The sequence below is a fragment of the Curvibacter lanceolatus ATCC 14669 genome (assembly GCF_000381265.1).
In the GTDB taxonomy this organism is placed as follows: Bacteria; Pseudomonadota; Gammaproteobacteria; order Burkholderiales; family Burkholderiaceae_C; genus Curvibacter; species Curvibacter lanceolatus.
The window spans coordinates 90,061-104,288 of record NZ_KB906257.1; the positions used below are offsets into that span (position 1 = coordinate 90,061).

The 14,228-nt window shown below is 67.1% G+C and carries 14 protein-coding genes; 13 read left to right on the plus strand and 1 reads right to left on the minus strand.

Features of this window, described 5'->3' with window-relative positions:
* Positions 1–15: 15 nt before the first annotated feature.
* Positions 16–972, plus strand: a complete 957-nt coding sequence (locus tag F624_RS0110905; RefSeq protein ID WP_019574338.1) for an NAD(P)H-dependent flavin oxidoreductase — start codon at positions 16–18, stop codon at positions 970–972.
* A 124-nt stretch (positions 973–1,096) separates the two neighbouring features.
* Entirely contained in the window at positions 1,097–1,375 is a 279-nt protein-coding gene (locus tag F624_RS32445; protein ID WP_019574339.1) for a helix-turn-helix transcriptional regulator, read from the plus strand.
* On the opposite strand, the gene F624_RS0110915 is transcribed toward F624_RS32445, so the two are convergent.
* Positions 1,366–1,968: a 2-hydroxychromene-2-carboxylate isomerase gene (locus tag F624_RS0110915; RefSeq protein ID WP_031254715.1), complete on the minus strand. Its 603-nt coding sequence runs from the start codon at positions 1,966–1,968 to the stop codon at positions 1,366–1,368. The two genes, F624_RS32445 and F624_RS0110915, sit on opposite strands and share 10 nt — an antisense overlap.
* 187 nt (positions 1,969–2,155) lie before the next feature.
* Between F624_RS0110915 and F624_RS0110920 the strand changes: the two genes are divergently transcribed.
* The 11 genes from F624_RS0110920 (at position 2,156) to F624_RS0110970 (ending at position 14,156) form a co-directional block, all read left to right on the plus strand.
* Complete coding sequence (locus tag F624_RS0110920; protein WP_019574341.1) at positions 2,156–2,896, plus strand: SDR family oxidoreductase; 741 nt, start codon at positions 2,156–2,158, stop codon at positions 2,894–2,896.
* Between the two features lie 318 nt (positions 2,897–3,214).
* A complete protein-coding gene (locus F624_RS0110925; RefSeq protein WP_019574342.1) occupies positions 3,215–6,766 on the plus strand; it encodes an indolepyruvate ferredoxin oxidoreductase family protein in 3,552 nt (1,183 codons plus the stop codon).
* A gap of 44 nt (positions 6,767–6,810) precedes the next feature.
* Positions 6,811–7,248, plus strand: a complete 438-nt coding sequence (locus F624_RS0110930; RefSeq protein WP_019574343.1) for a MaoC family dehydratase — start codon at positions 6,811–6,813, stop codon at positions 7,246–7,248.
* A gap of 134 nt (positions 7,249–7,382) precedes the next feature.
* A complete protein-coding gene (locus tag F624_RS0110935; protein WP_019574344.1) occupies positions 7,383–8,336 on the plus strand; it encodes a LysR substrate-binding domain-containing protein in 954 nt (317 codons plus the stop codon).
* A gap of 260 nt (positions 8,337–8,596) precedes the next feature.
* Positions 8,597–10,069, plus strand: coding sequence for a 2-hydroxymuconic semialdehyde dehydrogenase (locus F624_RS0110940; protein ID WP_019574345.1), 1,473 nt, complete (start codon positions 8,597–8,599; stop codon positions 10,067–10,069).
* A 2-nt stretch (positions 10,070–10,071) separates the two neighbouring features.
* A complete protein-coding gene (locus tag F624_RS0110945; RefSeq protein WP_019574346.1) occupies positions 10,072–10,473 on the plus strand; it encodes a RidA family protein in 402 nt (133 codons plus the stop codon).
* Entirely contained in the window at positions 10,470–11,267 is a 798-nt protein-coding gene (locus F624_RS0110950) for a 2-keto-4-pentenoate hydratase (protein ID WP_043425877.1), read from the plus strand. Before F624_RS0110945 ends, F624_RS0110950 begins: the two co-directional genes overlap by 4 nt.
* 49 nt (positions 11,268–11,316) lie before the next feature.
* Complete coding sequence (locus F624_RS0110955; RefSeq protein ID WP_019574348.1) at positions 11,317–12,090, plus strand: 2-keto-4-pentenoate hydratase; 774 nt, start codon at positions 11,317–11,319, stop codon at positions 12,088–12,090.
* A gap of 50 nt (positions 12,091–12,140) precedes the next feature.
* The gene (locus tag F624_RS0110960) at positions 12,141–12,590 is read left to right on the plus strand and encodes a RidA family protein (RefSeq protein ID WP_019574349.1); all 450 of its coding nucleotides are present in this window, start codon (positions 12,141–12,143) and stop codon (positions 12,588–12,590) included.
* Complete coding sequence (locus F624_RS0110965) at positions 12,583–13,167, plus strand: 3-hydroxyanthranilate 3,4-dioxygenase (protein WP_031254717.1); 585 nt, start codon at positions 12,583–12,585, stop codon at positions 13,165–13,167. Before F624_RS0110960 ends, F624_RS0110965 begins: the two co-directional genes overlap by 8 nt.
* Positions 13,164–14,156: an amidohydrolase family protein gene (locus F624_RS0110970; protein ID WP_019574351.1), complete on the plus strand. Its 993-nt coding sequence runs from the start codon at positions 13,164–13,166 to the stop codon at positions 14,154–14,156. The genes F624_RS0110965 and F624_RS0110970 overlap by 4 nt, the downstream gene beginning before the upstream one ends.
* Positions 14,157–14,228 lie beyond the last annotated feature (72 nt).

Below are 14,228 nucleotides of genomic sequence, written 5' to 3' on the forward strand. Positions count from 1 at the left end.
CTGGAGACAAACAACATGTCGAAACTGCCTCCGGCGCTCGCCAACCGGCCCTTCCCGGTCATCGGCTCGCCGCTGTTCATCATCAGCAACCCCAAGCTTGTCATCGAGCAGTGCAAGGCCGGCGTGATCGGCTCGATGCCCGCGCTCAATGCCCGCCCTGCCGCCCAGCTCGACGAGTGGCTGGCCGAGATCACCGAGGCCCTGGCTGCCCACAACAAGGCCAACCCCGACAACCCGGCCGCCCCGTTTGCCATCAACCAGATCGTGCACAAGAGCAATGACCGACTCGATCACGACATCGAGATGGTCATCAAGTACAAGGTGCCGGTGATCATCACTTCGCTGGGCGCCCGCACCGACGTGAACGAGGCCATCCACAGCTACGGCGGTGTGGTGCTGCACGACATCATCAACAACGCCTTTGCCCACAAGGCCATCGAAAAGGGCGCTGACGGCCTGATCGCGGTGGCCGCAGGCGCCGGTGGCCATGCCGGCACCAAGAGCCCGTTCGCCCTGATCCAGGAGATCCGCCAGTGGTTTGACGGCCCCTTGGCGCTGTCGGGTTCGATCGCCTCGGGCGGGGCCATCCTGGCCGCCCAGGCCATGGGGGCCGATTTTGCCTACATGGGCTCGGCCTTCATCGCCACCGAAGAGGCGCGTGCGGCCGAGGGCTACAAGCAGGCCATCGTCGACGGCAACTCCGACGACATCGTCTACAGCAACCTGTTCACGGGCGTGCACGGCAACTACCTCAAGCCCAGCATCCGCGCGGCCGGCCTGGACCCCGACAACCTGCCCGAGAGCGACCCCAGCAAGATGAACTTCGGCGGCGACGCCAAGAAGGCCTGGAAGGACATCTGGGGCTGTGGCCAGGGCATTGGCGCCATCACCCAGGTGCAGAAGACCGCCGACCTGGTGGCCCAGCTCAAGCGCGAATACGCGGAAGCCAAGGCCCGCCTGCTGGCCGTCTGATCGCCCGCCGCAAGGCGCCGGTCCAGCAACCCGCTGCGGCGGGTTTTTTTGCGCCTGTGCTGCGCTGGCAGCGGCCCAGGCGGCACAATGCGCTCCCCCGTCCTGGAGTGCTGGAGCCTTCCCCATGAACCTGATTGCCGAACTGCAAGCCGCCCGCAAACGCCTGGGCCTCAAACAGCAGGAGCTGGCCGAGCGGGCCGGTCTGTCGCGCATGACGGTGCAACGCATCGAGTCCGGCGCCATCGACCCCCGCCTGAGCACGCTGGCCGAGATGGCCCGGGTGCTGGGATTGGAGCTGGTGGCCGTGGCGGCCGCACACCCTGCACAACCCGATCAAGCTGCGCCGCCCGATCCGGCAGAGCCCCCTGCTGCCAGCCCGGTGGCTGCAGGCGATCAGGCCTGAGGGTCTTGCAAGGCGGCCCGGATGAAATCCAGCCGGTCCTGCCCGAAGAACATCTCATCACCCACAAAGCAGGTGGGGGCTCCGAACACGCCACGGCGCACGGCCTCGTCGGTGGTGTTTTTCAGTTGCGCCTTGACATCGGCATCCGAACACCAGGCCAGCACCTGGTCTGCATCCAGGCCCACGCCCGTCAGCACCTTGCCCACCACCGAAGGATCCCCGAGGTTCAGGCCCTGCACCCAGATCGCGTCGAACACGGCGGCCAGGTAGGTCTGCAGGCGATCGGGCTGGTGCATCCCATAGCCGGTGGCGGCCCGCATCAGCATCAGGGTGTTGATCGGGAAAAAGGGGTTGCGCTGCAGCGGTACCCCATAGCGCCGGGCATGACGCGCCAGGTCCTGGAACACATAGGCGCCCTTGGCGGGCACGGCCGCCGGTGAGGCGTTGCCGGTGGCCTGGAACACGCCGCCCAGCAGCATGGGGCGCCATTGCAGGCGGGCACCCGTTTGGGCGGCCAGGGCGGGCAACTGCGTCCAGGCCAGGTAAGACGCGGGGCTGCCCACGTCGAAAAAGAATTCCAGGGTGCGACCCATGTTGTCTCCATCGTCTTGCGGGGTGGTTCGCTCACCGTAGGCAGGCGGTGGCAGGGTGTCAATGCGGCCATCCCTGAGGTTGCTGAACCTGAGTGACAGGGGGTGGCTTGCCTGCCAGGGGGCCTCGCAGGCAAGATCGTCGGCCAGGCGGGCACCAGCGCACGCCCTCACCGATGGGGACACAGGTATGACGCAGACACAACAGCCACGCGGCGTGGCCTTGGTGATCGGGGCGGGCGACGCCACCGGCGGCGCCATTGCGCGGCGCTTTGCGCGCGAGGGCTACATCAGCTGCGTCACGCGCCGCACGGCCGACAAGCTGCAGCCCCTGGTCGATGCCATCCGGGCCGAAGGCGGGCAGGCCCACGGCTACGCCAGCGATGCGCGCAAGGAGGACGAGGTGCAGGCCTTGTTCGAGCGCATCGAGGCCGAGCATGGGCCCATCGAGGTGCTGGTGTTCAACATCGGTGCCAACGTGCCCTGCAGCGTGCTTGACGAGACGGCGCGCAAGTACTTCAAGATCTGGGAGATGGCCTGCTTCAGCGGCTTTCTGAACGCGCAGGCCGCAGCGCGGCGCATGGTGCAGCGCGGGCGCGGCACCATCCTGTTCACCGGGGCCACGGCGGCCCTGCGCGGTGCGGCGGGCTTTGCAGCCTTTGCGGGCGCCAAGCATGCGCTGCGCGCCCTGGCCCAGAGCATGGCACGTGAGCTGGGCCCACAAGGCATCCATGTGGCCCATGTGGTGGTCGATGGCGCGATCGACACCGAGTTCATCCGCAGCAACTTCCCCGAGCGCTACGCCCTCAAGGCGCAAGACGGCATCCTCAACCCCGAGCACATCGCCGACAACTACTGGCTGCTGCACCAGCAACCGCGCGACGCCTGGACCTTCGAGCTGGACCTGCGGCCCTACATGGAGCGCTGGTAGGCCAGGGGCACCCCCACACCCTTCAGACGGGGCTGGCGCACCGGGCGCGATGGCGTGCGCCGCCCCTGAGGCGGGGCGCCGCCAGCTATTCACAACGGGCATACATCGCTCGGAGTTTTTCATTATTCAGGGCGCAAGGCCCTGGCTAAAGTGGCCGCGCACCGCTGCAGTCGGTCGTGCGGGCCTGCACGGACGTCCACAGCGGAGAGCTGTCGCCCGGGCCCCTCTCTTTGCATGAGCCCGGGGCAGCTTGGCTGTTCTGTCGGCCCCCGTGCCGATCCCATCCCTGTGTGCCTGTTCCATCTAGAGAGTCGATTCATGTCTGCGAAGCAAGACCCCAACAGCCCGTTCACCCGTGAAGAAGGCGTCGTTCACCTGGGGGGCATTGACGCCCTGGTGCGCCTGACGCTGGACCAGATCCGTACCGACCAGCGCCGTGGGCTGCGCACCGGCATGTTCGTGTCGGGCTACCGGGGCTCGCCGGTCGGCATGCTCGATGCCGCCCTGATCAAGCGGCAGAAGCTGCTGCTGGAGCACAACATCCGCTTCGTCGACGGGCTCAACGAAGACCTGGCGGCCACGGCGGTCTGGGGCACCCAGATGCTGGGGGCGGTGGGCCAGCAGAAGTTCGATGGTGTCACCGGCCTGTGGTACGGCAAGGCCCCCGGGGTGGACCGCAGCGGCGACGCGCTCAAGCACGCCAACTACACCGGCATGGGCAAGAACGGCGGGGTGCTGGCGGTGGTGGGGGACGACCCCAGCTGCAAGTCGTCTTCCCTGCCCAGCCAGAGCGAGCCCATGCTGTTCCACCTGGGCATGCCCTCGCTGTACCCGGGCACGGTGCAGGAGATCCTGGATCTGGGGCTGCACGGCTACCAGATGTCGCGCCTGTCCGGGCTGTGGGTGGGCCTCAAGATGGTCACCAATGTGGCCGATGGCAGCGGCACGGCCCAGGTCTCGCCCGAGCGCCTGAACTTCGTGCAACCCGACCTCGAGTTCGACGGTGTGCCCTTCACGCCGCGCATGAACCTGGGCATGAACGTGCGGGCCGAGGCCCTGGAGATGGAGCATTCGCTCTACACCCAGCGCCTGGAACTGGCCAAGCGTTACGCCCGGGTCAACAAGCTCAACAACGTGGTGCTGCCCAACCGCGATGCCTGGCTGGGCATCATGACGGCGGGCAAGACCTACAACGACCTGATGCAGGCCCTGCGCGAGATGGGGCTGGACGAGGCCGCCTTGAAGCGGCACGGTGTGCGCATTCTCAAGATGGGCATGTTGTTCCCCATGGAGCCCACCATCGTGCGCGAGTTCGCCGAGGGCCTGGAAGAACTGTTCGTGATCGAGGAAAAGCGCCCGTTCCTGGAGATGTTCGCCAAGAACGTGCTCTATGGCAGCGCGCGTGCGCCCCGCATCGTCGGCAAGCTCGATGAGCAGGAGCAGCCCTTGTTGCCGCCGGGCGGCGAGTTCGAATCCGATGTGATTGCCCGTGCCCTCTACAAGCGTCTGTCACAGAAGGCCCGCATCGAATCGGCCGAAGCCTGGCTGCAGCGCCTGGACGCCATCCACCTGCGCGAAGACCCTGCCACCGCAGGCCGCACCGCCTGGTTCTGCTCGGGCTGCCCGCACAACAGTTCCACCGTGGCCCCGGACGGCAGCGTGGTGTCGGCAGGCATCGGCTGCCACACCATGGCGATGTGGATGGACCGCAACGTGGTCATGGGCACCCACATGGGGGCCGAAGGGGCTCAGTGGATCGGCATGGCGCCCTTCACCGAGGTGCCGCACATCTTCCAGAACATGGGCGACGGCACCTACTTCCACTCCGGCAGCCTGGCCCTGCGTTACACCGTGTCGGCCGGTGTCAACATCACCTACAAGCTGCTCTACAACGCCCACACCTCCATGACCGGCGGGCAGGACATCCAGGGCAGTCACCCGGTGGCCAACGTGGTGTCCGAACTGCTGGCCAACGGGGCCAGCAAGGTGCTGATCACCACCGATGACCCCGCCAAGTACAGCGGCGTGGGCTTGGCCGGCGGCACCGAGGTCTGGCACCGCGATCGCCTGGATGAGGCCCAGCGCACGCTGGCCGCCGTGCCGGGCACCACCGTGCTGATCCACGACCAGGAGTGCGCCGCCGAACTGCGCCGCCTGCGTGGCCGTGGCCAGCGGCCTGAACCGGCCCAGAGCGTGGTCATCAACGAGCGGGTGTGCGAAGGCTGCGGCGATTGCGGCGAGCAGTCCAACTGCATGAGCGTGGAGCCCATCGAGACCGAGTTCGGCCGCAAGACGCGCATCCACCAGGGCTCGTGCAACAAGGATTTCTCCTGTGTCGACGGCTTCTGCCCCTCGTTCCTGACCGTCACACCCGCCCCCGAAGCGGCGGGCGCCGCACCCGTGAAGAAAAAGAAGAAGGGCCGCATCCCCGCCATGGAGCATGCCCTGCCCGAACCCGAGCTCAAGGTGCGGGGCGACTTCGGTGTGCACATCATGGGCATCGGCGGTACGGGTTCGGTCACCGTGGCCTCCACCATCGCCAACGCGGCCCGCATCGAGGGCAAGCATGTGATCGGGCTGGACCAGACCGGCCTGGCGCAAAAGGGCGGGGCCGTGATCTCGGACCTGAAGATCACCGCTGCACCGTTCCATGGCGCCAACAAGATCACCGATGGCTGTGCCGATCTGTACCTGGGCTTTGACATCCTGAACGCCACCGACCCCAAGAACCTGGACAAGTGCCATCCCGAGGTCACGGTGGCGGTGGTCTCCACCACCCGCACGCCCACCGGGCAGATGGTGTCCGACCGCCATGTCCAGTTCCCCGAGCTGGACCCGCTGATGCAGGGCATCCAGCGCGTCAGCCGTGCGGCCGACAACGTCTTCCTGGACGGCCAGGGCCTGGCCGAAGGCCTGTTTGCCGACAGCATGGCCACCAACATCTTCATGGTGGGGGTGGCCTACCAGGCCGGTGCCTTGCCCCTGGCGGCGGCCTCGATCGAGGCCGCCATCGTGCAGGCCGGCGTGGCCGTCAACATGGGGCTGGCCGCCTTCCGCTGGGGCCGTCTGGCCGTGAGCCGGCGCGATCTGGTCGAGGCCGAGATCGCGCGCCTCAACCCTGTGGCGGCTGCGGGCAGCGTGGTCACCTTGCACCGCCCGGTGCGCCTGAGCGCCTCGGCCCAGAAGATGGTCGATGCCTGCGGCGCCGATGGTGAGTTGCTGCGCCTGCTGCAGCGCCGGGTGCCGGACCTGATCGACTACCAGAACGAGGCCTATGCCCGCCGTTACACCCAGTTCCTGCGCCAGGTCGCAGGCCTGGAGCGCCAGGCCGTGCCCGGCAGCACCCTGCTGACGGAAGCGGTGGCCCGCAACCTCTACAAGCTCATGGCCTACAAGGATGAGTACGAGGTGGCCCGCCTGCACACCGCGCCCGAGTTCCTGGCCCGTCTGGAGTCCGAGTTCAAGCCCGGCCACCGCCTGCAGTTCCACCTGGCCCCGCCGCTGCTGTCCAAGCGTGATCCGGTCACCGGTCATCTGATCAAGCGGGCCTACGGACCCTGGGTGTTGACCGCCTTCAAGTGGCTGGCCCGCTGCAAGGGCCTGCGTGGCGGCGCGCTGGACATCTTCGGCAAGACCGAGGAGCGGCGTCAGGAGCGCCAGGCGATCGAAGACTACTGCCGGCTGATGGCGGATGTGCTGAGCCGTCTGCGCCCGGACAACTTCGACACGGCCTTGAAGCTGGCCCAGTTGCCCGATGGCATCCGGGGTTACGGGCATGTGAAGCACCGCAACCTCGAAGCCGCCCGCGCAGAACAGGCGCGCCTGCTCAGTGAGTTCAACCGACCCGCACCGCTGCGCCGTGCCGCCTGAAGGGCACGTTGCCCCTCTCATTTCATCTTCATCGAAAGCGATCCATGAACGACCTCCAAGGCCATGATTTCGAAGACCTGCAAGCCGGCATGAGCGCCAGCTTTGCCAAGACCATCACCGAGGCCGACATCGTCTTGTTTGCCGGCGCCTCGGGCGACAACAACGCCATGCACATCAACGAAGAGTTCGCCAGCGCCACGCCCTTCAAGGGGCGCATCGCGCACGGCATGCTCACGGCCAGCGTGATCTCGGCCGCCATTGCCGGCAAGCTGCCCGGGCCGGGCACGGTCTACCTCTCGCAAAGCCTGCGTTTCAAGGCCCCGGTGCACCCTGGCGACACAGTCAAGGCCACTGTGACTGTCAAGGAGTTGTTTCCTGAGAAACGACGGGTGAGCTTGACCACCGTCTGCACGGTCGCCGGCAAGGTGGTCATCGAGGGCGAGGCGCTGGTCATGCCCACGGCGCGCCACCAGCCTGCCTGACGGGGAGGGCGCGCAGGGGGCGCCGCCCCCTGCATTTGCTTACCTGGAGAAGGCCGTAACACCTCTAAGCTGCGGGGCCACTGCGTCGCAGTGTCTGTCTCTTCCGGACAGATCCATTCAAGAGGTCATGCACGATGCGGAACTTCAAACAGTCGCGCCTCTCGTTGGCGCGCTCACTCAAACTCTCCCAACTGGTGGTGTTCGAGGCGGTGGTGTCGGCCGGCTCGATCCTGGCCGCCTCGCGCGAGCTGGCCCTGACCCAGCCTGCCGTCAGCAAGTCGCTGCACGAGCTGGAGCGCTACCTGGACCAGGATCTGTTCGTGCGCAGCAAGAAGGGCGTGGCGCTGACGGAGTTCGGCCGCCTGTTCGAGCGCCACGCCCGCACCATGCTGCTGGAGCTGCGTTGCCTGTCCGACGGGCTCAACGCCTGGCAGATGGGGGTCTCGGGCCATGTGGTGGTGGGCACCTTGATCACCGCCTCGGCGGTGCTGGTGCCCGAGGCCATCCACCGCCTGCACGAGGCGGCACCCGACGTGGAGGTCGAGGTGCGGGTGGGCACCCACAGCACGCTTTTCCCGGCGCTGACCCGGGGCGATCTGGATGTGGTGGTGGGCTACCTGCCGCGCGACAACGAGCCCATGCCGGGCTTGGTGCAGCCCGACCGTCTGCACCATCAGATGCTTTACGACGAGGCGCTGTGCGTGGTGGTTGACCGTCGGCACCCGCTGGCGGCGCGGCAAGGCCTCAGCCTGCGCGAGTTGCACGACCAGGAGTGGATATTGCCCACCCCCGATTCGGTGGCCTACAGCGCAGCCTGCGCCATGTTCGACAGCGAGAAGCTGCCCCTGCCGGCGCGGGTGGTGTATTCGGTCTCGGTGCTCACCAACATGGGCTTGCTGCGCCGCCGGCCCATGGTGGCCCTGATGCCGCATCTGGCGGCCCAGCGCTTCGAAGAGTCGGGGCTGCTGTCGCGGCTCTCGCTGGGGCCGCTGGAGGCCTTTGCCGCGGTGGGCTACAGCGTCTCATCGCATCGGCAGCCCAGCGCGGCCTGCCAGCGTTTCATCGAGGCCTTGCGCGACTCGGTCTGAGGGCGCGCGGGCCAGCCCCGGGCCTTCCCGGGTCATGGAGGCCACTGGCTGCCGCAACCCCTCATGTCATCGATCGGATCGGCCTGCGTCCACCGGCCTGCGCAGGCCGCTGGCCGTGCGGCCCGGATCCGGTGTGGGGCGGGTTTTCCGCTATTCCCGGACGCTATAGATCGCGCCTTTGTTTTCATTATCCAAAGCGCGGCCCGCTCCCTACAGTGCCTCCCAGTTTCACGTCGGAGGTTTCTTTGTCCTACCCATTCATGCTGCCAGCCTCGCTGGCCTCCCTGCGCAATTACGTCGATGGCGAGTTCGTCACCACCGAGCGGCAGTTCGACAACATCAGCCCTTTGCATGGGCGCCTGCTGGGCCGAGTCCATGAAGCCGATGCGGCCCTGGTCGACCGCGCGGTGCAGGCGGCCCGCAAGGCCCTGGAAGGCCCCTGGGGCCGCAGCACGGTGGACGAGCGCGCCGCCTGGCTGCACAAGGTGGCCGATGTCATCGAACGCCGCTTCGATGAGTTCGTGGCCGCCGAGGTCGCCGACACCGGCCGCCCCGTGACCCAGGCCCGCAACCTGGATGTGTTCCGCGCCATCGCCAACCTGCGCACCTTCGCCGATCTGGGCAAGGTGGCCCATGGGGAATGTTTTGAAAGCCGCACGGCCCAGGGCGAGGCCCTGCTCAACTACACCGTGCGCAAGCCGCTGGGCGTGGTGGCCAGCATCTCGCCCTGGAACCTGCCCATCCTGTCGATGACCTGGAAGGCGGCCCCCGCCCTGATCTGCGGCAACACCCTGGTCGTCAAACCGTCCGAGGAGACCCCTTCTTCGGCCACCTTGCTGGCCGAGGCCTTCCATGAGGCCGGTGTGCCCCCTGGCGTGTTCAACCTGGTGCATGGCTTTGGTGCCAACTCGGCCGGGTCCGCCATGTCGGCCCACCCTGGCATTGACGGCATCACCTTCACCGGCGAATCGCGCACCGGCTCGACCATCATGAAGGCCGTGGCCGATGGCGTGAAAGAGGTCTCGTTCGAGCTGGGTGGCAAGAACGCCGCCATCGTGTTTGCCGACTGCGATTTCGACGCGGCGGTGGAGGGGGTGTTGCGCTCGTCCTTCGCCAACACTGGCCAGGTCTGCCTGTGCTCCGAGCGGGTGTATGTGGAGCGGCCGATCTTCGAGCGTTTTGTGCAGGCCCTGAAGGCCGGGGCCGAAAAGCTGCGCATCGGCTACCCCGACGAGCCCGGTGTGGACATGGGCTCGCTGATCTCGCACAAGCATCGGGCCAAGGTGCTCTCGTACTTCAAGCTCGCCGTGGAGGAGGGCGCCACCGTGGTCACCGGCGGCGGCATTCCCCACTTCGGCGACGAGCGCGACGACGGTGCCTTCATCCAGCCCACCATCTGGACCGGTCTGCCCGACACGGCGCGCTGCGTGCGCGAAGAGGTGTTCGGCCCGGTGTGCCACATCGCCCCGTTTGACACCGAGGAAGAGGTGATGCGCCGCGCCAACGACTCCAACTACGGCCTGGCGGGCACCCTCTGGACCACCAACCTGCAGCGCGCCCACCGCGTGGCGCGCCAGTTCGACACCGGCATCGTCTGGGTCAACACCTGGTATGTGCGGGATCTGCGCACGCCGTTCGGTGGCACCAAGCTGTCGGGCCTGGGCCGTGAGGGCGGGCGCTGGTCGCTCGACTTCTACTCCGAGGTCAGCAACATCTGCATCAAGGTGGGCTGAGCATGCAGCGGCACAACCTCAGCTCGCCGCGCCTGGCGGCGCCGCGCTTTCGCTACACACCCTGTGTGAAGGTCGGGCCGCTGGCCTGGCTGTCGGGCATGGTGGCCCTGGACCCCGCCACCGGCCAATTGGTGCCCGGTGGCGTGGGCCCGCAGACCCAGCGCATCTTCGACAACCTGGCGCTGGCCTTGCCCGATTACGGCTTGCACATGGCCGACCTGTGCATGGCCCGTCTCTACACCACGGTGTTCGAGGAGTTCGGCGCCATCAACGAAGTCTGGGAGCGTCAGTTCGCCAGCCTCACACCCCCGGCCCGCACGGCCGTGGGGGTCACCCACCTGCCCCTCGGGGCCCTGGTGGAAATCGAATTCTGTTTTTACCCCGCCTCAGGAGCGCTGTCGTGAATCCCACATTGAAAGCCGTTGCGGACCTGCTCTGGTCCGCGGAACAAACCGGTGAGGCCGTGGCCCCGGTGCGTGAACAAATCGAGCAGGGCGCCCAGGGCGGTGACGTGCTGCAAGCGGCCTACCAGGTGCAGCAGGACCTGACCCAGCGCCGCCTGGACGCCGGTGGGCGACTGGTGGGGCGCAAGATCGGCCTGACCTCGGTGGCGGTGCAACGCCAGCTGGGCGTGGACTCGCCCGATTTCGGCGCTCTGTTTGCCGACATGGCGGTGGGTGATGGCGAAGAGATCGCCTGGTCGCGCCTGCAGCAACCCAAGATCGAAGCCGAGATCGCCCTGGTGCTGGGCCGTGACCTGCCGCACAGCCGCCACACCGTGGCCGACCTGATCAACGCCACCGCCTATGCCTTGCCGGCCCTCGAAGTGGTGGGCAGCCGCATCCGCAACTGGGACATCCGGCTGGCCGACACGGTGGCCGACAACGCCTCGTCCAGCCTGTTCGTGCTGGGCACCCGACCCGTGAAGCTGAGCCGCCTGGAGCTGGCCGATTGCGGCATGGTGATGGAGCGCCGCGGCGATCAGGTGTCGGTGGGCGCCGGCTCGGCCTGCCTGGGCAACCCGCTCAATGCCGCCGTCTGGCTGGCCAACGTGATGGCCCGCATGGGCACGCCCTTGCGCGCTGGCGATGTGCTCATGACCGGTGCGCTCGGGCCCATGGTGCCGGTGCAGCGCGGCGATGTGTTCACGGCCCACATCGAAGGCCTGGGCTCGATCCGCGCCGTGTTCGAGCGATGAGCACGGCCCTCCAAGCCCACCGCAGCCCCCCCGAATTCAGAGAACCGACATGACAAAAATCGACAGCTTTGCCGCCGTGCTGGATGACGCGGCCCACCACGCACATGATGTGCAGCAATTCCCAGCCGGGCAGTTCGACCTCGACCAGGCCTATGCCATCCAGCGCGCCTCGATCGAGCGCCGGGTGGCGCGCGGCGAGCACCGCATCGGCATCAAGCTCGGCTTCACCAGCCGCGCCAAGATGGTCCAGATGGGGGTGGACAACCTGATCTGGGGTTGGCTCACCAACACCATGATGGACGAAGACGGCGGTGTGGTGGACCTGAAGCGCTTCATCCACCCCCGCGTGGAGCCCGAGGTCTGCTTCGTCACCCGCCGCACCATCGATGCGCCCCTGACCGCACTTGAGGCGGTGGACTACCTCGACGCCGTGGCCCCGGCCATGGAGATCATCGATTCGCGCTACCGCAACTTCAAGTTCACCCTGGAGGACGTGGTGGCCGACAACTGCTCGTCGGCCGGCCTGGTGGTGGGGCCCTGGAGCCGTGATTTCTCCGGCCTGCCCAATGCCGGGGTGCGCATGCAGTTCGACGGTCGCGATGTGCAGGTAGGCTCCACCGCCGCCATCCTGGGGCACCCGTTGCGCTCCATCGTGCAGGCCTCGCGCCTGTTGCACCAGGCGGGCCTGAGCCTGCCCCCGGGCTCTCTGATCATGGCCGGTGCCGCCACCGCAGCCGAGGCCCTGACGCCCGGCCTGCACGTGCAGTGCCGCATCGGCAGTGGCGCGAGCGCGCTGGGGCAGGTGGCTTTCAGCACACGCTGACAGCGGTCGGCAGACCCATCCAGAACAACAGACTCACAGGAGACAAGCACATGAGTTCAGGCGCACAGGTGGTGGCCGGCAAGGCCACACCGCGAGGACGCTTTCCCCACCTCAAGCGGGCAGGTGATTTCATCTACGTGTCGGGCACCAGCTCACGCCGTCCCGACAACAGCTTTGAGGGTGTCCAGGTCGACCCGATGGGGGTCACGGCCCTGGACATCCGGGCCCAGACCCGGGCCGTGATCGAGAACATCCGCGACATCCTGAAAAGTGTCGGGGCCGGCCTGGCAGACGTGGTCGAGACCCAGGTGTTCCTCGTGAACATGAACGATTTCGGTGGCTTCAATGAAGTCTGGGCCGAGTATTTCGACTACGACGGGCCCACCCGCACCACCGTCGCAGTGCACCAGTTGCCACACCCGCACTTGCTCATCGAGATCAAGGCCGTGGCCTATCGCCCCAGTGCCCCACAACAAACCAAGGAGACCCAAGATGTTTGAAATGAAGTACGGCATGCCCCTGAACTTTGGCCAATGGCTGGGTGAGCACAATCACCTGCTGCGCCCCCCGGTGGGCAATGCGCAGATCTGGCCGGATTCCGATTTCATGGTGACCGTGGTGGCCGGCCCCAACGAGCGCAGCGATTTTCACGACGACCCGGTGGAGGAGTTCTTCTACCAGTTCAAGGGCAATGCCTTCATCATCATCTGGGACCGCGACCGCTATGAGCGAGTCACCCTCAACGAGGGCGATGTGTTCCTGATGCCTCCGCACACGCTGCATTCGCCTCAGCGCCCCGATCCGGAGAGCCGTTGCCTGGTGGTGGAGCGCCGCCGGCCTGCCGGCGAACCCGATGCCCTGCAGTGGGGCTGCGCCGCCTGCGGCACCCTGATCAAGCGCTACGAGATGCAGCTGCAGAGCATCGTGGCCGACCTGCCGCCGGTGTATGAGCAGTTCTACGCCACCTCCGATGCCGAGCGCGTGTGCCCGAAATGCGGTCTGCAACACCCGGGCCGTGATTTCAAGGCCTGGCACAGCGACATCGCCAAGTCGTCTCACGCGAGGGTCTACGCATGATCGACATGCACTCTCACTTCTTCCCGCCGATCAGCGCCGACCAGGCCCGGGCCATGGCCCCCGAGCGGGCCCCCTGGCTGGCGGTCGACGCGGGCGGACGCACCGGGCAGATCATGCTGGGTGCGCAGCCCTTCCGCCCGGTCTACCAGGCCTTGTGGGACCCGGGCTACCGGGTGCAGGAACTGGACCAGCATGGCATTGCCACCCAGCTCGTCTGTGCCACCCCGGTCATGTTCGGCTACGCCTGGCAGGCGCAGCGGGCGGCCGACTGGGCGGCGCGCATGAACGACATGGCCCTGGCCTTCTGCGCCCCGCATCCCACCCGCCTGAAGGCCTTGGCCCAGGTGCCGCTGCAAGACCTGGAAGCCGCCTGCGCCGAGGCCTCGCGCGCCATGCAGGCCGGCTGCGTGGGCATTCAGATCGGCAACCACCTGGGCGACAAGGACCTGGATGACGAGCAACTGGTCGAGTTCCTGATCCATTGCGCCGAGCAGGACATCCCCGTGCTGGTCCACCCCTGGGACATAATGGGGGGCGACAAACGCATGCAGAAATGGATGCTGCCCTGGCTGGTGGCCATGCCGGCTGAAACCCAGCTGGGCATGCTCTCGCTGATCATGTCGGGCGCCATGGAGCGCATTCCCGAATCGCTGAAGATCTGCTTTGCCCATGGCGGCGGCAATTTCGCCTACGGCCTGGGCCGGGTCGACAACGCCTGGGAGCACCGCGACATCGTGCGCAAGGATTGCCCGCGCAAGCCTTCGGAGTACGCACGCCGCTTTCACGTCGACAGCGTGGTGTTCAACCCCGGCGCCTTGCGCCTGCTGGTCGATGTGATGGGGGCGGACCGCGTGATGCTGGGCTCGGATTACCCCTTCCCCCTGGGCGAGCAGGACATCGGCAGCCTGGTGCGCGGGGTGGACTTCCTCACCCCCGCGCAGCGTCAAGGCATCCTGCGCGACAACGCCCAGGCCTTCTTCAAGCTGTGATGGCGGCCGGGCCAGGTGCTGCCTGAAGCGGCGGCGCCTGGCCGAGGGTCCCAAGCTCCCATCTTCATCCCG

Coding starts and splice junctions, on each gene's coding strand:
- F624_RS0110905 (WP_019574338.1), top strand. CDS start 16: ATGTCGAAACTGCCTCCGGCGCTCGCCAACCGGCCCTTCCCGGTCATC.
- F624_RS32445 (WP_019574339.1), top strand. CDS start 1,097: ATGAACCTGATTGCCGAACTGCAAGCCGCCCGCAAACGCCTGGGCCTC.
- F624_RS0110915 (WP_031254715.1), bottom strand. CDS start 1,968: ATGGGTCGCACCCTGGAATTCTTTTTCGACGTGGGCAGCCCCGCGTCT.
- F624_RS0110920 (WP_019574341.1), top strand. CDS start 2,156: ATGACGCAGACACAACAGCCACGCGGCGTGGCCTTGGTGATCGGGGCG.
- F624_RS0110925 (WP_019574342.1), top strand. CDS start 3,215: ATGTCTGCGAAGCAAGACCCCAACAGCCCGTTCACCCGTGAAGAAGGC.
- F624_RS0110930 (WP_019574343.1), top strand. CDS start 6,811: ATGAACGACCTCCAAGGCCATGATTTCGAAGACCTGCAAGCCGGCATG.
- F624_RS0110935 (WP_019574344.1), top strand. CDS start 7,383: ATGCGGAACTTCAAACAGTCGCGCCTCTCGTTGGCGCGCTCACTCAAA.
- F624_RS0110940 (WP_019574345.1), top strand. CDS start 8,597: ATGCTGCCAGCCTCGCTGGCCTCCCTGCGCAATTACGTCGATGGCGAG.
- F624_RS0110945 (WP_019574346.1), top strand. CDS start 10,072: ATGCAGCGGCACAACCTCAGCTCGCCGCGCCTGGCGGCGCCGCGCTTT.
- F624_RS0110955 (WP_019574348.1), top strand. CDS start 11,317: ATGACAAAAATCGACAGCTTTGCCGCCGTGCTGGATGACGCGGCCCAC.
- F624_RS0110960 (WP_019574349.1), top strand. CDS start 12,141: ATGAGTTCAGGCGCACAGGTGGTGGCCGGCAAGGCCACACCGCGAGGA.
- F624_RS0110965 (WP_031254717.1), top strand. CDS start 12,583: ATGTTTGAAATGAAGTACGGCATGCCCCTGAACTTTGGCCAATGGCTG.
- F624_RS0110970 (WP_019574351.1), top strand. CDS start 13,164: ATGATCGACATGCACTCTCACTTCTTCCCGCCGATCAGCGCCGACCAG.